The 17,443-nt window shown below is 75.1% G+C and carries 18 protein-coding genes and 1 pseudogene; 11 read left to right on the top strand and 8 right to left on the bottom strand.

Annotated features, from left to right (window positions below; genetic code table 11):
- Positions 1–52 precede the first annotated feature (52 nt).
- A complete protein-coding gene (locus ACFYXE_RS37090) occupies positions 53–688 on the bottom strand; it encodes a TIGR03085 family metal-binding protein (RefSeq protein WP_389320615.1) in 636 nt (211 codons plus the stop codon).
- A 115-nt stretch (positions 689–803) separates the two neighbouring features.
- Between ACFYXE_RS37090 and hisI the strand changes: the two genes are divergently transcribed.
- From hisI to lgt, 11 genes and pseudogenes are all read left to right on the top strand, one after another.
- A complete protein-coding gene (gene hisI / locus ACFYXE_RS37085; protein ID WP_361179571.1) occupies positions 804–1,199 on the top strand; it encodes a phosphoribosyl-AMP cyclohydrolase in 396 nt (131 codons plus the stop codon).
- An 11-nt stretch (positions 1,200–1,210) separates the two neighbouring features.
- A complete protein-coding gene (locus tag ACFYXE_RS37080) occupies positions 1,211–2,719 on the top strand; it encodes an anthranilate synthase component I (protein ID WP_389320612.1) in 1,509 nt (502 codons plus the stop codon).
- A gap of 7 nt (positions 2,720–2,726) precedes the next feature.
- Positions 2,727–3,374, top strand: coding sequence for a TIGR02234 family membrane protein (locus ACFYXE_RS37075; RefSeq protein ID WP_389320609.1), 648 nt, complete (start codon positions 2,727–2,729; stop codon positions 3,372–3,374).
- A gap of 106 nt (positions 3,375–3,480) precedes the next feature.
- A complete protein-coding gene (locus tag ACFYXE_RS37070) occupies positions 3,481–3,702 on the top strand; it encodes an HGxxPAAW family protein (protein WP_361179578.1) in 222 nt (73 codons plus the stop codon).
- Between the two features lie 153 nt (positions 3,703–3,855).
- Positions 3,856–4,281 (top strand): DUF2752 domain-containing protein, encoded by a 426-nt coding sequence (locus tag ACFYXE_RS37065; RefSeq protein ID WP_389320605.1) that lies wholly within the window; start codon positions 3,856–3,858, stop codon positions 4,279–4,281.
- 140 nt (positions 4,282–4,421) lie between these two features.
- Complete coding sequence (trpC, locus tag ACFYXE_RS37060; protein ID WP_361179582.1) at positions 4,422–5,231, top strand: indole-3-glycerol phosphate synthase TrpC; 810 nt, start codon at positions 4,422–4,424, stop codon at positions 5,229–5,231.
- 8 nt (positions 5,232–5,239) lie between these two features.
- Entirely contained in the window at positions 5,240–5,398 is a 159-nt protein-coding gene (trpM, locus tag ACFYXE_RS37055) for a tryptophan biosynthesis modulator TrpM (RefSeq protein WP_389320601.1), read from the top strand.
- Between the two features lie 139 nt (positions 5,399–5,537).
- Positions 5,538–6,824: a tryptophan synthase subunit beta gene (gene trpB, locus ACFYXE_RS37050; RefSeq protein ID WP_389320598.1), complete on the top strand. Its 1,287-nt coding sequence runs from the start codon at positions 5,538–5,540 to the stop codon at positions 6,822–6,824.
- A complete protein-coding gene (trpA, locus tag ACFYXE_RS37045) occupies positions 6,821–7,636 on the top strand; it encodes a tryptophan synthase subunit alpha (RefSeq protein ID WP_389320595.1) in 816 nt (271 codons plus the stop codon). Before trpB ends, trpA begins: the two co-directional genes overlap by 4 nt.
- A gap of 63 nt (positions 7,637–7,699) precedes the next feature.
- Complete coding sequence (locus tag ACFYXE_RS37040; RefSeq protein WP_389320592.1) at positions 7,700–8,479, top strand: DsbA family protein; 780 nt, start codon at positions 7,700–7,702, stop codon at positions 8,477–8,479.
- Between the two features lie 87 nt (positions 8,480–8,566).
- Positions 8,567–9,434, top strand: a pseudogene (gene lgt / locus ACFYXE_RS37035) (prolipoprotein diacylglyceryl transferase); the annotation flags it as partial.
- A gap of 219 nt (positions 9,435–9,653) precedes the next feature.
- Here the strand turns inward: lgt and ACFYXE_RS37030 are convergent.
- The 7 genes from ACFYXE_RS37030 to ACFYXE_RS37000 are packed head-to-tail and all read right to left on the bottom strand — an operon-like array spanning position 9,654 to position 17,353.
- Entirely contained in the window at positions 9,654–10,487 is an 834-nt protein-coding gene (locus ACFYXE_RS37030) for an HpcH/HpaI aldolase/citrate lyase family protein (RefSeq protein WP_389320589.1), read from the bottom strand.
- A complete protein-coding gene (locus tag ACFYXE_RS37025) occupies positions 10,484–11,710 on the bottom strand; it encodes a CaiB/BaiF CoA transferase family protein (RefSeq protein WP_389320586.1) in 1,227 nt (408 codons plus the stop codon). Before ACFYXE_RS37025 ends, ACFYXE_RS37030 begins: the two co-directional genes overlap by 4 nt.
- Positions 11,707–12,624 carry a ribokinase gene (gene rbsK / locus ACFYXE_RS37020; protein WP_389320583.1) on the bottom strand — a complete coding sequence of 306 codons (918 nt, stop codon included), beginning with the start codon at positions 12,622–12,624 and terminating at the stop codon, positions 11,707–11,709. Before rbsK ends, ACFYXE_RS37025 begins: the two co-directional genes overlap by 4 nt.
- Positions 12,621–13,958, bottom strand: a complete 1,338-nt coding sequence (locus tag ACFYXE_RS37015) for an ADP-ribosylglycohydrolase family protein (RefSeq protein WP_389320580.1) — start codon at positions 13,956–13,958, stop codon at positions 12,621–12,623. Before ACFYXE_RS37015 ends, rbsK begins: the two co-directional genes overlap by 4 nt.
- Positions 13,955–15,145 (bottom strand): ADP-ribosylglycohydrolase family protein, encoded by a 1,191-nt coding sequence (locus tag ACFYXE_RS37010; RefSeq protein ID WP_389320577.1) that lies wholly within the window; start codon positions 15,143–15,145, stop codon positions 13,955–13,957. Before ACFYXE_RS37010 ends, ACFYXE_RS37015 begins: the two co-directional genes overlap by 4 nt.
- The gene (locus ACFYXE_RS37005; RefSeq protein ID WP_389320651.1) at positions 15,120–16,421 is read right to left on the bottom strand and encodes an ADP-ribosylglycohydrolase family protein; all 1,302 of its coding nucleotides are present in this window, start codon (positions 16,419–16,421) and stop codon (positions 15,120–15,122) included. The genes ACFYXE_RS37010 and ACFYXE_RS37005 overlap by 26 nt, the downstream gene beginning before the upstream one ends.
- Positions 16,328–17,353 carry an ADP-ribosylglycohydrolase family protein gene (locus tag ACFYXE_RS37000; RefSeq protein ID WP_389320574.1) on the bottom strand — a complete coding sequence of 342 codons (1,026 nt, stop codon included), beginning with the start codon at positions 17,351–17,353 and terminating at the stop codon, positions 16,328–16,330. The genes ACFYXE_RS37005 and ACFYXE_RS37000 overlap by 94 nt, the downstream gene beginning before the upstream one ends.
- Positions 17,354–17,443: the final 90 nt, after the last annotated feature.

Here is a 17,443-nt window from a genome sequence, read left to right as displayed (position 1 = left end):
AGAGGTGCCGCGGGCGCCGCGACGGCGCCCACGGCGGCGGGCCCCGCGCGCTCTACAGGCCGAGTTCCTTCGTCTCGTGCAGGCGGGCGATCGCCTCCTTGTCGCCGTCCAGCGTGACGTCGGCGACCTCCTGCCTGCCGTACGCGTACAGCAGCAGCTCGGACGGTTCGCCGGTCGCGGTGACCACCGGGGTGCCCCGGTGGGCCACCGCCGTCTGGCCGTCCGGGCGGCGCAGCACCAGGCCCACCGGCGCCTTGCGGCCCACCAGGCGCGCGGTGCGCTCCAGGCGGGACCACAGGGCGTCGGCGAAGACCGGGTCCAGCTCGCGGGGCGTCCAGCCGGGGCGCGCGCGGCGCACGTCCTCGGTGTGGACGTAGAACTCGACGGCGTTCGACGCCTCGTCGATCTGCTTCAGGGAGAAGGGCGAGAACCGCGGCGGGCCCGTCCGGATCAGCTGGACCAGTTCCTCGTAGGGCTTGGCGGCGAACTCGGCCTGCACCCGCTCCAGGCGCCCGGCGAGCTGCTTGATCAGGAGCCCGCCCGCCGCGTCCGCCCGGCGCTCGCGCACCACCACGTGGGCCGCGAGGTCCCGGGTCCGCCAGCCCTCGCACAGGGTCGGCGCCTCGGGGCCCTCCGCCTCCAACAGGTCGGCGAGAAGAAGTCGTTCACGCTTCGCATGGGTCGACATGCCTGCCAGCCTACGACCGCGGCCCCCGTCCGCCCACCCGTCGCCCGCCCGCGCCCCGGTTCTCATCCCCTGGACGCCCGTCGGGACGCCACCACCGGGGCGGCACAATGGGCCCATGACCAGCGTGCCCCCGCCCCGCAGCAACCTCGCCCCGGAGATCGCCGCGCGCCTCAAGCGCAGCGCCGACGGCCTCGTCCCCGCCATCGCCCAGCAGTACGACACCGGTGAGGTGCTGATGCTCGGCTGGATGGACGACGAGGCGCTGCACCGCACCCTCACCACCGGGCGCTGCACCTACTGGTCGCGCAGCCGCCAGGAGTACTGGGTCAAGGGCGACACGTCCGGGCACTTCCAGTACGTCAAGGAGGTCGCCCTCGACTGCGACGCGGACACCGTCCTCGTCCAGGTCGACCAGGTCGGCCCCGCCTGCCACACCGGCACCCGTACCTGCTTCGACACCGACGTGCTGCCCGTCCAGCCCCTGCCCGGCGCGCCCGCGCCCGGTCAGTAGGGTCTGCTGCCATGGACCTCGAGACCTTCCGCAAGCTGGCGGCCGACCGCCGCGTGCTCCCCGTCAGCCGCAGGCTCCTGGCGGACGGCGACACCCCCGTGGGCCTCTACCGCAAGCTGGCCGCCGAACGCCCGGGCACCTTCCTCCTGGAATCCGCGGAGAACGGCCGTTCTTGGTCCCGGTACTCCTTCGTCGGCGTCCGCAGCGAGGCCGCCCTCACCGTCCGCGACGGCGAGGCGCACTGGCTGGGCACCCCGCCCGTCGGCGTGCCCACCTCCGGCGACCCGCTCGCCGCGCTGCGCGCCACCATCGGCATACTGCACACCCCCCGCGACGTGGTCAGCGCCGACGGCCTGCCGCCCTTCACCGGCGGCATGGTCGGCTACCTCGGCTACGACATCGTGCGCCGCCTGGAGAAGATCGGCCCCGGCGAGCGCGACGACCTCGGCCTGCCCGAGCTGACCATGCTGCTCACCAGCGACCTCGCCGTCCTCGACCACTGGGACGGCTCGGTCCTGCTGATCGCCAACGCGATCAACCACAACGATCTCGACACCGGCGTCGACGAGGCCTACGCCGACGCGGTCGCCCGCCTCGACGCCATGGAGGCCGACCTCTCCCGGCCCGTCTCGCAGCCCCCGGCCGCCCTGCCGCCCTCCGAACTGCCGCCGTACACCGCCCTGTGGGGCGGCCCCCAGTACCAGGAGGCCGTCGAGGACATCAAGGAGCGCATCCGGGCCGGCGAGGCCTTCCAGGTCGTGCCCTCGCAGCGCTTCGAGACCCCCTGCACGGCGAGCGCCCTGGACGTCTACCGCGTGCTGCGGGCCACCAACCCCTCGCCGTACATGTACCTCTTCCGCTTCGACGGGTTCGACGTCGTCGGCTCCTCGCCCGAGGCGCTCGTCAAGGTCGAGGACGGGCGCGCCATGGTCCACCCCATCGCCGGGACCCGGCACCGCGGCGCCACCCCGCAGGAGGACCAGGCGCTCGCCGACGAGCTGCTCGCCGACCCCAAGGAGCGCGCCGAGCACCTGATGCTCGTCGACCTGGGCCGCAACGACCTGGGCCGGGTCTGCGAGCCGGGCTCCGTCGAGGTCGTCGACTTCATGTCCATCGAGAAGTACTCGCACGTCATGCACATCGTGTCCACGGTCACCGGCCAGGTCGCCGACGGACGCACCGCCTTCGACGTGCTCACCGCCTGCTTCCCCGCGGGCACCCTCTCCGGCGCCCCCAAGCCCCGCGCGATGCAGATCATCGACGAGCTGGAGCCGTCCCGGCGCGGCCTGTACGGCGGCTGCGTCGGCTACCTGGACTTCGCGGGCGACTCCGACACCGCCATCGCCATCCGCACCGCCCTGCTCCGCGACGGCACGGCGTACGTGCAGGCCGGGGCCGGTGTCGTCGCCGACTCCGACCCCGTCGCCGAGGACACCGAGTGCCGCAACAAGGCCGCCGCCGTGCTGCGCGCCATCCACACGGCGAACCGCCTGCACGACCCGGCCGGGCGTGAGGGATAGTGGACGGGTGACTTCTGCCGTACCTCCGCCCCGTACCGAGGCACCGTCCGAGAGCCGGGCCCAGCGCAGCAGCCGGCGCAGCATCGGCGTGGCGCTGCTGCTCGGCGCCGTGGGCGCGGCCCTCGCCCTGCTCGCGTCCCGCCAGGCCTGGGCCCACGGCGCCGCGTCGGTGGCCGGCGGCGAGCTGCCGCTGACCGCCAAGGGCAGCGACGTCACGGGCGTGCCCGCGGCGCTCGCGATAGTGGGCCTGGCCGCCCTCGTCGCCGTCTTCGCGGTCCGCCGCACCGGCCGCTTCCTGGTCTCGCTGCTGCTCACGCTCAGCGGCGCCGGGATCGTCGCCGCCGCCCTGCTCGGCGCGGACGACAGCGCCGCGCTGGACGAGAAGGCCGCCACGGCCGCCGGTGACAGCGCCGCCACCATCGGCGACCTGTCCCACACCGGCTGGCCCTACGCCGCGGCCGCCGCGGGCGTGCTGATCCTGCTCGCGGGCCTGCTGGCGCTCACCTACGGCCGCTCGTGGCCCGCGATGTCCGGCCGCTACGAGCGCGACGGCACGCCGACCCCGCGCAGGCCCCGCCGCGCGCCCGACCCGGACCGCCCCGAGGAGCTGTGGAAGGCCCTCGACCGCGGTGAGGACCCGACGCGCGAAACGTGACCCCGCGCTCACGGCACCCGCACCGGTCAGGGACAATGTCGGCGAGCGTCCGACGCGTGGCGGGCTCCCGCCCAGGACCACGCACAGAGCAACGAGGAGCAGAACAATGGCGGACCACGGACACACCCCGGCCGCGTGGACCGGTGTCATCATCGCCTTCATCGGCTTCTGCGTCGCCGGTGCCTTCATGGTGATGGCGAACGTCCCCGGGTTCTGGGCCGGCATGGCCATCATCGTCGTCGGTGGTCTCGTCGGCGGCGCCATGCGCCTCGCGGGCATGGGCCAGGCCAAGCGCCCGCAGCCCCAGGTCGCCCGCTCCGAGGGCTGATCTTCGCCGTACGAGCCGTACGAGCCGTACGAGCGAGTCGTACGCGCCGCACGGCGGGAGGCGGTCCGGCAGGTGCCGGGCCGCCTCTTCCGTTTCCCGGCCCACCGGCCGGGCCACCGGGCGACGCGCCCGGGCGCGCGGCAGAATGCACGGGTGACCGCCGAACCCCGGAGCGCCGCGCCCACCGTCCTGACCCGCCTGCTCGTCCCCGCGGGACTGCTCGCCTCGGTCGCCACCGCCTTCGCGTACGTCGGCGCCGTCGACCCGAACGAACCCGGCCACTACCCCGCCTGCCCGCTGCTGCGCCTGACCGGCGTCTACTGCCCCGGCTGCGGGGGCCTGCGCAGCGCGCACGCCGTTGTCCACGGGGACTTCGCCGCGGCCCTGGGCGCCAACGCGCTCGCCGTGGCGGGCTACGCACTCTTCGCGGTCCTGTGGACCGTCTGGGTGATCAGGGCGGTGCGCGGCCGGCCCGTGCGGATCGAGTTGGGGCCCGTCCCGCTGTGGGGTTTCGGGGTCCTGGTGGCGGTCTTCACCGTGGTCCGCAATCTGCCGTTCGGGTCATGGCTGCACCCCTGAAAGCGCAGGCGGCACGGTGTCCGGATGTCCAGTTCCTGGGACGGGCGTCAACCGGATGCGGGGCCTGCGCCCTCCTGCGGATACCATCGCAGTGACCAGCTTGAACGTCAGCTCAACCGTCAGGGAAGGGGGCCGCTCGCGTGAGTGTGCTCGACGAGATCATCGACGGAGTCCGTGCCGACCTCGCGGAGCGGCAGGCGCGCGTCAGCCTCGACGAGCTCAAGGAGCGCGCGGCCAAGGCTCCCGCGGCCAAGGACGGCGCCGCGGCCCTGCGCGGCGACGGCGTGAAGGTCATCTGCGAGGTGAAGCGCTCCAGCCCCTCCAAGGGCGCGCTCGCCGCGATCGCCGACCCGGCAGGACTCGCCGCCGACTACGAGGCGGGCGGCGCCGCCGTCATCTCCGTGCTCACCGAGGAGCGCCGCTTCGGCGGTTCGCTCGCCGACCTGGAGGCCGTCCGCGCCAAGGTCGAGATCCCGGTGCTGCGCAAGGACTTCATCGTCACCTCGTACCAGCTGTGGGAGGCCAGGGCGTACGGCGCCGACCTCGCGCTGCTGATCGTGGCCGCCCTGGAGCAGCCCGCCCTGGAGTCCCTCATCGAGCGCGCCGAGTCGATCGGCCTCACGCCGATCGTCGAGGTGCACGACGAGGACGAGGCCGAGCGGGCCGTGGACGCCGGGGCGCGGGTGATCGGCGTCAACAACCGCGACCTGAAGACCCTCAAGGTCGACCGCTCCACCTTCGAGCGCGTCGCGCCGGAGCTGCCGGACGGCGTCGTCAAGATCGCCGAGTCCGGTGTGCGCGGCCCGCACGACCTGATCGCCTTCGCCAACGCGGGCGCCGACGCGGTGCTCGTCGGCGAGTCCCTGGTCACCGGGCGCGACCCGAAGGGCGCGGTCTCCGACCTGGTCGCCGCGGGCGCGCACCCGGCCCTGCGCCACGGACGGAGCTGACCCTCCCCATGACCGCCTTCGCCCGCCTCGCCCCCGGCTGCCGCCCCCGCGGCTGCCGGGCGCCCGCGCGGCGCGTGCGGGGGCGCAGGGTGCGGTACCACATCGGTGCGGAGCCGGGGCAGATCCCCGGGATGCGATGGCGATGCGGCGCCTTGAGCGCCGCCTGAACTGAGGGACCTTCGCCGTTGCCGGTCAGGGTTCCATCGCGACTGCGGCCCGGCTCGGGCTGGTCGCGCAGTTCCCCGCGCCCCTGTCGGGGCGCGGCCAGCGTCCATCGCCATCGCCGTTCCTGACAAGGATTCCGCCATGCCCAGCCAGTTCTTCATCCCCGACCCGGAGGGTCAGGTCCCCACCGCCGAGGGCTACTTCGGCGCGTTCGGCGGCACGTTCATCCCCGAGGCCCTCGTCGCCGCCGTGGACGAGGTCGCCGTCGAGTACGACAAGGCCAAGAACGACCCCGGGTTCGCCCGCGAGCTCGACGACCTCCTGGTCCACTACACCGGCCGCCCCAGCAGCCTCACCGAGGTGCCCCGGTTCGCCGAACACGCCGGTGGCGCCCGGATCTTCCTCAAGCGCGAGGACCTGAACCACACCGGCTCGCACAAGATCAACAACGTGCTCGGCCAGGCCCTGCTCACCCGGCGGATGGGCAAGACCCGCGTCATCGCCGAGACCGGCGCCGGACAGCACGGCGTCGCCACGGCGACCGCCTGCGCGCTGTTCGGCCTCGAATGCACCATCTACATGGGTGAGATCGACACCGAGCGCCAGGCCCTGAACGTGGCCCGGATGCGCATGCTCGGCGCCGAGGTCGTCGCCGTGAAGTCCGGCAGCCGCACCCTCAAGGACGCCATCAACGAGGCGTTCCGCGACTGGGTCGCCAACGTGGACCGCACGCACTACCTGTTCGGCACCGTCGCGGGCCCGCACCCCTTCCCCGCCATGGTGCGCGACTTCCACCGCGTCATCGGCGTCGAGGCCCGCCGCCAGATCCTGGAGCGCGCCGGACGCCTGCCCGACGCCGCGATCGCCTGCGTGGGCGGCGGCTCCAACGCGATCGGCCTCTTCCACGCCTTCATCCCGGACGCGGACGTGCGCCTCATCGGCTGCGAGCCCGCCGGGCACGGCGTGGAGACCGGCGAGCACGCGGCCACGCTGACCGCGGGCGAGCCGGGCATCCTGCACGGCTCCCGCAGCTACGTCCTGCAGGACGAGGAGGGCCAGATCACCGAGCCCTACTCGATCTCCGCCGGACTCGACTACCCGGGCATCGGCCCCGAGCACGCCTACCTCAAGGACAGCGGCCGCGGCGAGTACCGCGCGGTCACCGACGACGCGGCCATGCAGGCCCTGCGCCTGCTCTCGCGCACGGAGGGCATCATCCCGGCCATCGAGAGCGCCCACGCGCTCGCCGGTGCCCTGGAGGTCGGCAAGGAGCTCGGCACGGACGGGCTGATCGTCGTCAACCTCTCCGGCCGCGGCGACAAGGACATGGACACGGCCGCACGCTACTTCGGCCTGTACGACACGGACGCCACCGTGGAGGCGGACGCCGCCGCCACCGGCGCGGAGATCGAGGGGGACGCCAAGTGAGCGGCAACATCCGGCTGTTGGACGACACCCTCGCGGCCGCCAGGGCCGAGGGGCGCTCCGCCCTCATCGCCTATCTGCCCGCGGGATTCCCCACCGTCGACGGCGGCATCGCGGCCGTCAAGGCCGTCTTCGACGGCGGCGCCGACGTGGTCGAGGTCGGCCTGCCGCACTCCGACCCGGTGCTCGACGGCCCGGTCATCCAGACCGCCGACGACATCGCGCTCAAGGCGGGCCTGAAGATCGCCGACGTGCTGCGCACGGTGCGCGAGGCCCACGAGGCCACCGGCAAGCCGGTGCTCGTCATGACGTACTGGAACCCGATCGACCGCTACGGCGTGGAGCGCTTCACCGCCGAGCTCGCCGCGGCGGGCGGCGCGGGCTGCATCCTGCCCGACCTGCCCGTCCAGGAGTCCGCGCTCTGGAGGGAGCACGCCGCCAAGCACGACCTGGCGACGATCTTCGTGGTCGCGCCGAGCAGCAAGGACGAGCGGCTCGCCACGATCACCGCGGCGGGCTCCGGCTTCGTCTACGCCGCCTCGCTGATGGGCGTCACCGGCACCCGCGTATCGGTCGGCGAGCAGGCGCAGGACCTGGTGCGCCGCACCAAGGCCACCACCGGACTGCCGGTCTGCGTCGGCCTCGGCGTCTCCAACGCCGACCAGGCCGCCGAGGTCGCGGGCTTCGCCGACGGCGTGATCGTCGGCTCCGCGTTCGTCCAGCGGATGCTGGACGCGCCGGACGAGGCCGCCGGCCTGGCCGCGGTGCGCGCGCTCGCCGCCGACCTCGCGAACGGCGTACGCGGCAAGGCGTAACCCGTACGGGTGGATGTGGGACCGGGGAGGCATGCTCGTGCCTCCCCGGTTCGTTGGCGGGGTGTGAGCGAGAAGAACCGTGAGGGAAAGCGATCGGCCCGCGAGCGGCTGGCGGAAGAGCGAGAGCGGCAGAAGGGCCGGGACAAGCAGCGCCGTGCGCTGGTGGTCGGCGCGGCGGTGGTCGGGGTCCTCGGCCTCGCCGCCGTGGTGGGGCTGCTCGCCGCCAATTCCGGCGACGACAAGAGCGACACATCGGGCCCGGTGTCCGTGCCGGCGGGCGCGGTCGGCAAGGACCAGCTGGCCCTGCCCGCGGGCAAGGAGAACGCCAAGGCGACCCTCACCATCTGGGAGGACTTCCGCTGCCCGGCCTGCAAGCAGTTCGAGGACACGTACCGCTCGACCATCCACGAGCTGACCGACAAGGGACAGCTCAAGGTCGAGTACCACCTCGCGACGCTCATCGACCGGAACCTCGGCGGCAGCGGCTCGCTGCGCGCGGCGAACGCCGCGGCCTGCGCCCAGGACGCCGGCACGTTCCCGCCGTACCACGACGTGCTCTACAAGAACCAGCCCGCCGAGACCGATGACGCCTTCGGCAAGAACGCCAAGCTGATCGAGCTGGCCGGCCAGGTCGACGGGCTGGACACCGACTCCTTCAAGAAGTGCGTGGAGGACGGCAAGCACGACAGCTGGGCCGACAAGTCCAACCAGGCGTTCCAGGACGCCAAGCTGCGGGGCACGCCCACCGTGCGGCTCGACGGCAAGGACATCTTCGGCGACCAGCAGAACCCGCTGACGCCCCAGAAGCTGAAGCAGATGGTCGAGGCCGCGAACCGCGGCTGAGGCCCCGGGGGGCGGCATTCCTGTTATGGACCCGTAGCCGGACCGGTTGCCGCCCCCGACGCCCGGCACGGTAGCGTCGGACGCGTCATGGACCTTGCCTTCATTCCCAGTCCGTCGCGCGGTGTGGTCGAACTCGGACCCATTCCGCTGCGCGGCTACGCGTTCTGCATCATCATCGGCGTCTTCGTAGCCGTCTGGCTCGGCAACAAGCGGTGGATCGACCGCGGCGGCCGGTCCGGCACCGTGGCCGACATCGCGGTGTGGGCCGTGCCGTTCGGCCTCGTCGGCGGGCGCCTCTACCACGTGATCACGGACTACCAGCTGTACTTCAGCGACGGCCGTGACTGGGTGGACGCCTTCAAGATCTGGGAGGGCGGCCTCGGCATCTGGGGCGCGATCGCGCTCGGCGCGGTCGGCGCGTGGATCGGCTGTCGCCGCCGGGGCATCCCCCTGCCGGCCTGGGCCGACGCGCTGGCCCCCGGCATCGCCCTGGCCCAGGCCATCGGCCGCTGGGGCAACTGGTTCAACCAGGAGCTGTACGGCAAGCCCACCGACCTGCCCTGGGCCCTGAAGATCACCTCGGCCGACGACGGCCGGATCCCCGGCACCTACCACCCGACGTTCCTCTACGAGTCGCTGTGGTGCATCGGCGTGGCCGTCCTGGTCATCTGGGCCGACCGCCGCTTCAAGCTCGGGCACGGCCGGGCGTTCGCGCTCTACGTCGCCTCGTACTGCGCCGGGCGCGGCTGGATCGAGTACATGCGCGTCGACGACGCGCACCACGTCCTGGGCCTCCGGCTGAACGTGTGGACCGCCATCGTGGTCTTCCTCCTCGCCGTCGTCTACTTCGTGGTGTCCGCGAAGACCCACCCCGGCCGTGAGGCCGTCGTCGAGCCGGGCGCCGCCGACGACGGGGACGGCGAAGGCACCTCCGGGTCCGCGAAGGACACGGACGACGCCAGGACCGACGCCCTGGTCCCGTCCGAGGAAGGCACCCAGGACAAGGTCGTTCAGGACAAGGCCGTTCAGGACAAGGTCGTCGAGGACAAGGCCGCCACGAAGGACGGGGCCAAGCCCGCCGAGAAGGGCTGACGCCCGGCCGTACGCCGAGGGGGCCGCGGGATCCGTCGATCCCGCGGCCCCCTCGCGTCGCCGCACCGCCCGCGCCGGGACCTCACTTCCTGCGGGCCAGCGCCAGCGTCCGCTGCGCGCCCTCCACCACCGCGCGGTCCACGAAGCGGCCGTCGGCCAGGGCCAGCGCGCCCGCGTCCGTCGCGGCCGCCTCGGTGATCTCCTCCGCCTCCTCGATCTCCGCGGAGGTGGGCAGGTAGGCCCGCTCGATCACCGGCAGTTGGCGCGGGTGGATCGCGGCCCGGCCGAGGAAGCCGAGCGCGCGGCCCCGGGCGCAGGACGCGGTGAGTCCGGCCAGGTCGCGGATGTCGGGGTGGACCGACTGGGCGGGCGGCGGCAGCCCGGCCGCCCGCGCGGCCACCACCAGACGGGAGCGCGCCCAGTCCAGGCCCGTCTCCTCCCGTACCCCCAGGTCCGCGCGGAGGTCGGCCTCGCCGAGCGAGATGCCGCGCAGGGCGGGGTGCGCGGTGGCGATGGCGAAGGCGTGCTCCAGGCCGAGCGCCGACTCGACCAGGGCGTGCAGGGCGGGCGCACCGCCGTCCGCGGGGGCCGCGCGTTCGGCGACCCGGATCACCTCGGCGCGGGAGGTCACCTTGGGCAGGCGCAGGCCCGCCACGCCGGGGAGCGCGGCCACCGCACGCAGGTCGGCCTCGGCCAGCGGCCCGTCCAGGGCGTTCACGCGGACGTGCACGGGGAGCGGCCAGGGGTCCGTAAGGAGTTCCGCGGTCGCCGCCCTCGCGTACTCCTTGCGGTCGGGGGCGACCGCGTCCTCCAGGTCGACGACGACCACGTCGGCGCCCGCGTGCAGCGCCTTGACGACGACCTCGGGCCGGTCCCCGGGCACGTACAGCCAGGTCAGCGGCGATGCGGCGGTCACAGTGCGCCCTCCGTGCGCAGGGCGGCGATCTCCCGTTCCGTCAGGCCGAGTTCGGCCAGGACCGCGTCCGTGTCGGCGCCGTGCGGGCGGCCCGCCCAGTGGATGGCGCCGGGCGTCGCGGAGAGCCGGAAGAGGACGTTCTGCATGCGCAGCGGGCCGAGTTCGGGGTCGTCGACCGTGGTGAGGGTGTCCAGGGCCGCGTACTGCGGGTCGGTCATGACGTCGCGTACGTCCTGCACGGGCGCGACCGCGGCCTCCGCCTTCTCGAACGCCGCGAGCACCTCGGCGCGGGTGTGCCGGGCGATCCAGCCGCCGACCGCCGCGTCCAGTTCGTCCGCGTGGGCGGCCCGGTCCGCGCCCGACGCGAACCACGGCTCGTCGACCAGGTCGGGGCGGCCGACCAGGTGCAGCAGCCGCTCCGCCACGGACTGGGCGGAGGTCGAGACGGCGACCCAGGTGCCGTCGGCGGTGCGGTAGGTGTTGCGGGGCGCGTTGTTCGTGGAGCGGTTGCCGGTGCGGGGCTGTACGTGGCCCAACTGGTCGTACCAGAGCGGCTGGGGGCCGAGGACGGTGAGGATCGGCTCGATGATCGCCATGTCCACCACCTGGCCCTCGCCGGTGCGTTCGCGGGCCGCGAGCGCCGTCATCACCGCGTACGCCGTGGCCAGTCCCGCGATCGAGTCGGCGAGCCCGAACGGCGGCAGTGTCGGGGGCCCTTCCGGGTCGCCGGTGATCGCGGCGAAGCCGCTCATCGCCTCGGCGAGGGTGCCGAAGCCGGGGCGCCGGGAGTACGGGCCGAACTGGCCGAAGCCGGTGACGCGGGCGAGGACGAGGCGGGGGTTGGCCGCGCTCAGCTCCGCCCAGCCCAGGTCCCACTTCTCCAGGGTGCCGGGGCGGAAGTTCTCGACGATCACGTCGGCGGTCGCGGCCAGCCGCAGCAGCGTGGCGCGGCCGCCCGGCGCCGACAGGTCGAGGGTCATCGTGCGCTTGTTGCGGCCGAGCAGCTTCCACCACAGGCCGACGCCGTCCTTCGACGGGCCGTGGCCGCGGGACGGGTCGGGGCGCGTGGGGTGTTCGACCTTGACGACCTCCGCGCCGAAATCGCCGAGCATCGTGGCGGCGAGGGGGCCCGCGAAGAGGGTGGCGAGGTCGAGGACGCGCAGGCCGGTGAGCGGGGCGGGGGAGCCGGTGGGGTGCGGCGGGGGCTCGTGGGCGGCCGTCATGATCGCGGACCCGCCGCGTCGATCTCCTTGCGGTACGGCATGGACTCCGACGCCCCGGACCGCTGGACGGAGAGCGCGGCCGCCGAGGAGGCCCAGGCCAGCGCGGTCCCGACGGAGCGGCCCTCGGCGAGGGCCACGGCGAGGGCGCCCGCGAAGGTGTCGCCCGCCCCCGTCGTGTCCAGGGCGGTGACCTGCTGGGCGGGCACGGTGACGGGGGCGGCGCCGCGTGCCGCGTACAGGCTGCCGCGCGAGCCGAGCGTGATGACGACCTCGGGGACCTGCTGGAGCAGGGAGCGGGCGGCGGCGTGCGGGTCGTCGGGGATGCCGGTGAGCGCCGCCGCCTCGTGCTCGTTGGGCAGCAGCAGGTCGACGGCGGCGAGCAGTTCGGGTGGCAGGGGCTGTGCGGGGGCCGGGGTGAGGACGGTGCGCACGCCGTGCCGCCGGGCGGCCCCCGCGGCGGCCAGCACGCCGTCCAGGGGGGTCTCCAGCTGGAGCAGCAGCGCGTCGGCGGAGGCGATCAGGCCCTCGTCGCCGGGGGCGAGGGAGGTGACGGTGCCGTTGGCGCCGGGGACGACGACGATGGAGTTGCCGCCGTCGTCGTCGACCACGATGTGCGCGGTGCCGGTCGGGGTCTCCACGGTGCGCAGCAGGTCCGTCTCGATGCCGGAGTGCTCCAGGGCGGCGCGCAGCCGGGTGCCGTGGGCGTCGGCGCCGACCGCGCCGATCATCGAGACGGTGGCGCCCGCACGGGCCGCCGCGACGGCCTGGTTGGCGCCCTTGCCGCCGGGGACCGTGCGGAACTCGCGGCCGGTGACGGTCTCGCCGCGCCGCGGCGCCCGGGCGACGTACGCGACGAGGTCCATGTTCGCGCTGCCGAGCACGGCGATGCGGGGCGTGCGGGTCGGTGCGGTCATGCGGGGGTCGCCTCCCGGGCGGTCAGTTCTGCGAGGGTGTCGAAGCCGATGCCGTCGAAGTCGGCGACGGTGGTGGTGAGCCGGTTCTTCAGGGGCGCCGTCCAGTGCGCGGGGATCCTGTCGGGGTGCCCGGCGAGCAGGCCCGCGACCGAGCCCGCGGTCGCGCCGTTGGAGTCGGTGTCCCAGCCGCCGGAGACGGCCCGGGTGATCGAGCCGGTGAAGTCGCCGTCGGCGTGCGTGAGGGCGGCGGCGAGCAGGGCGGCGTTGGGGACGACGTGCACCCAGTGGTGGTGCCCGTGGGCGGCGTGCAGGGCGTCCACCACGTCGTCGAAGTCCCGTGTGCGGGCGGCCAGTCGGATCGCGTCGGCGACGGCCCGGGCCAGCCGGGAGTCCGGCGGGACGGCGGCCAGGCCGGCGCGCAGGCAGTCGTGCACGTCGGTGCCGCCGCCCGCCGCGGCGGCGAGGGTGGCGGCGGCGAACCCGGCGCCGTGCACGCCGTTGGCGGTGTGGGTCAGGACGGCGTCGCGGCGGGCCTGTTCGGCGGCGGCAGCCGGGGCGCCGGGGTTGGTCCAGCCGTGCACGTCGGCGCGGATCAGGGCGCCGATCCACTCCCGGAACGGGTTGTGGTGGCAGGCGGTGTGCGGTGGTTCGATGCCGAGCAGCAGGTTGCGGTAGGCGACGCGCTCGGCGGTGAAGGTGCGGCCCGCGGGGAGCTCGTCCAGCCAGAGCCGCGCCACGTCGGCGGTGGTGAAGGACTTCCCGTGCCGCCGCAGCAGGAGCAGGTTGAGCAGCGGGTAGTCGAGGTCGTCGTCCTGCGGCATGCCGTCGATGTTCTCGGCGAGCGAGGTGGCCGCGGAGCGCCGGTTCCAGGGGTGGGCCGCGGTCAGCTCGGCCGGGACGCCGTGCGCGGTGAACCAGGTGGCCAGCGGCCAGTTCCCGGTGGCCCGGGCGAGGGCGCGGATGGCGTCGAGGGGCAGCTTCTCCACCGGCTTGCCGAGCAGGCAGCCCGCGGCCCGGCCCAGCCAGGCGGCATGCAGGCGCGCGCGCAGCGCGTCCCGGTCGCGGTCCCACCGCCCGCCGTCGTGGCCGGGCGCCGGGCGGTGGGGCCCGGCCTCCCAGGGGGGCGGCGCCAGTTCGTCCAGGAGCTGCCGGGCCAGTGCGCGCAGCCGGGCCGGGGCCGGGCCGGGGGAGGAGCCCGCGCGGTCCGGCGCCGGCCGGCCGCCGGCCGCGAGCCAGCGGGCGCGCACCGCCGTGACGTCGCGGCCCTCCTCCTGCGCCTGGCGCAGCTCGTGGCCGATCAGGTCCTCCGGCTGGACCCAGGTCAGCCGGATCACCGTGCCGTCTCCGTGCCCGCCGCCGCGCCGGTCAGCGCCGCGACGGCGGCCTCGTGGGCGCGGCGCCGCCGCACGTCCCGGGCGAAGACCTCCCCGGCGGCCTCCGTGAGGGCCGCCGCGGGACCGCGCAGGTCGAGGCGGCTGGCCTCGGCGACCTGCTTGGCCCACTCCGCGGGCACCGCCGCCTCGCCGTGCAGCGCCCCCACGATCGCGCCGCTCATCGTGGCGATGGAGTCGCAGTCCCGGCCGTAGTTGACCGAACCGAGCACCGTGCGGCGGTAGTCGCCCTCGCCGACCAGGAGCATCCCGAGGGCGACGGGCAGCTCCTCGATCGCGTGCAGGCGGGAGGGGCGGCGGGCGCCGAGGGAGGGGGCGCGGTAGTCGGGTCCGACGGTGTCGAAGGGGGCGACGGCGGCCCGCAGCGGGGCCAGCGCGGTCTCGAAGTCCCGGTGGCGCACGGCGACTTCGGCCACCGCCTCGATGGCCGCGCGCGTGCCGTCCTTGGCCAGGCCCAGGCACGCGTCGACCACCGAGCCGGGGCCCGCCCCGGGGACGCAGGCCGCCGCCACCGCCGCGGCGAAGACGCCCGCCGCCTCCCTGCCGTACGAGGACTGGTGGGCGCCCGCGACGTCGAGCGCCTCGGCGTACGCGGCCCGCGGGTCGGCCGCGTTGACCAGGCCGACCGGTGCCATGTACATCGCGGCCCCGCAGTTGACGATGTTGCCCGTGCCCGCCTCGCGCGGGTCGACGTGCCCGTAGTGCAGCCGGGCGACGAGCCACTTCTCGGCGAGGAAGATCCGCTGCAGGGGGATCGCCTCGGCCTCCAGCTCCGGGATCCAGCGCGGGACGCCCATCAGGTCGGGGACCAGGTGCTCGGCGACGGCGTACGCGTCGAGGTGGTCGCGGACGGTCGCGTACACGCGGACGAGCGCGTGGGTCATGAGGGTGTCGTCGGTGACGTGTCCGTCGCCCTTGTGGTACGGCGCGATGGGGCGTGCGGTGCGCCAGGCCCCGCCGTTCCAGGGGCCGACGACGCCCCGGACCCGGCCGCCGTGCCGCTCGGCGATCTGCTCGGGCGCGTACCCCTCGACGGGGCCGCCGAGCGCGTCGCCGACCGCGGCTCCGACAAGGCTGCCCGCGATGCGGTCGGCCAGGGGCACTTCAGTGCGCGGCACTGTGGGCGTCATGTCGGGATTGTCCATCCGGTGTGGTCCGTTCCGTGGCTGCCAGGTGTCCGGCGAGTTCGATCAGGTCGGTGCCCGCGAGGCGGGGGAGCGCGCAGCCCGACAGGGTGCGGCAGGCGTCGCGCCAGGCGCCGGGGACCGCGTCCGCCGTGCCGAGGACGCCGGTGAGGGCCCCGGCCAGCGCGGGTGCGGAGTCCGCGACGCGTGACAGGCAGGCGGCGGCGGGCACCGCGTCCCCGATCCGGCCGTGCGCGGCGGTGCTCAGGGCAAGGGCGACGGGGACGGTCTCGGCGGCGGCGATGCCGTAGCTGTAGACGTGGTCGACGATCTGGTGTTCCAGGAGCGGTACGAGGGCGAAGGCGCCGTCGTCCGGCTGCGCGCGGGCCATCTTGACGGCGTGCCGGGCGTTGCGGCCGATCTCGGTGTGCCCGGGGAGCTGGTCCAGCGCGGCGTCCACGGCCGCGGTGACGCCACCGCCGCCGAGGGCGGCCGCGACCGCCGCCGCCATCGCGCGGGCGCCGTGCACGCCGTCGCCGTCCTGCGTGTAGCGGGCGTCGAACTCGGCGAGGTCGGCGGCCCGTTCGGGCTCGCCCGGGTGGACCAGGGCGAGCACGCAGGCGCGTACGCAGGCCGCGTCGTCGAAGTAGTGCGGGTTGTCGTGGCCGGTGGCGGGCGGGCGCAGTCCCGCGGCGAGATTGCCGAGGCCCGCACGCACGGAGATGCGGGCGCGCAGCGGCAGGACCGCGGACTCGACCTCGGGGGCGCGGGCGGCCGCGGCGGCGACCTCGGCGGCGAGGGTGTTCCAGGCGAGGTCGAGCGCCGCGCGCACGCGCCGGTCCGGGCCCAGTGCGGCGCTGAGCGTCCCGTCGTACGCGCGGAGCACGGACTCGGCGGTGAAGGCCGCCCATTCGGCGTCGTCCGAGGGGCCGAGGCGCAGCGGCTCGGGCGGCTGGTTCAGGGCGATGGGGACGGGCAGCGTGGTCGTGGCGTTCTGCTCGGCGAAGGTGTCGAGCTCGCGGGTCAGGCGCCGGGTCCACTCGGGCATGCGGGCCGCCCGGTGCCGGGCCGCGGGCCAGCCGGCGGCGTCGCCCGCGGCGAGGCCCAGCAGGAGTCCTTCGGCGGGCGGCCGGGCGGGGGGCTCGTGCCGGGCCGCGGCAGCGGTCGCGGCCCCCGCCGGGTCGCCCGTCACGACGCCGCCCCGTCCGGTGCCGTGGGCCCGTCCGGCGTCAGCAGGTCCGCCACGTCCAGGACGTGGTGGCCCCGCATCGAGGGGAGGCAGCTGCCCCGGGCCGGGCCGATCGGGTCGGCCCAGGAGTCGGGGATCGCCGCGGCCCCGCAGGCCGCCCCCGACAGCGCCCCCGCCACCGCCGCCGTGGTGTCCGCGTCGCGGCCCATGTTGACCGCGGTCAGCACCGCCACGGAGAAGTCGCCGCGCGCCACCGCGTACGCCCCGAACGCCAGGCCCACCGCCTCCGGCGCGAGATCCGTCCAGGGGTAGCCGCCGATGACCACGGCGGAGCGCACCGCGCGCTCGCCGCGGTGCGCGACCGCCACCGCGCGGCGCAGCGAGCGGGACGTCCAGCAGTCCTCCGGGATGACGGACAGCGCCGCTGCCACGACGGCGTCCACCCGGGCGCCCGCCATCGCCGCGGCGACGCCCGCCGCGACCGCCTGGCCGCCGTAGATGCCCTCGCCGTCGTGGCTGACGCTGCCGTCGACGGCGACGAGCCGGGCCGCCTCCGCGGGGCGGCCCGCCGCGAACACGCCGAAGGGTGCGGCCCGCATGGCCAGGCCGTCGCTCCACGCGTGCCGGTGCTGCGCGGAGATGGGTGCGGCCAGGCCCCTGCGCAGGTTCTCCAGGGTGCCGCGTTCGCTGAAGCCCGCGCCCCGGAAGGGTCCTTCGTCCAGGTCGGCGATCCACTCGTGCCAGGCCGCCTCGACGTGCGCGACCGTCAGCGCGGAGCCGTGCCGGGCGAGCAGCAGCCCGGAGAAGATCGCGTACTCGGTGTCGTCGGTGCCGGCCGGGTGCTCGGCGACGTACCCGGTGATGCGGCCCCAGCGGCGGCGGATCTCGGACGGCTTCATGTTCTCGGCGGGGGCGCCGAGCGCGTCGCCGACCGCGAGGCCGAGCAGCGCGCCGCGCGCCCGCTCGCGGAGGTCGTCGGCGCCGCCGGGCGCCGGGACCGAGGGAACGCATGCGGTGGATGCCATGCCGTGCCTCCCTTGTGCGCGGGTGTGCGCGAACCGCTGGTGTGCGCGGGTGTGCGCGAACCGCTGGACGCGGTGCTTGGTGCATCTCTG

Origin of the sequence: Streptomyces sp. NPDC002564 (assembly GCF_042889645.1) — a bacterium.
Classification (GTDB): domain Bacteria; phylum Actinomycetota; class Actinomycetes; order Streptomycetales; family Streptomycetaceae; genus Streptomyces.
Note: the sequence above shows the minus strand (reverse complement) of the source record. Positions and strands in the feature narration are given on the sequence as shown.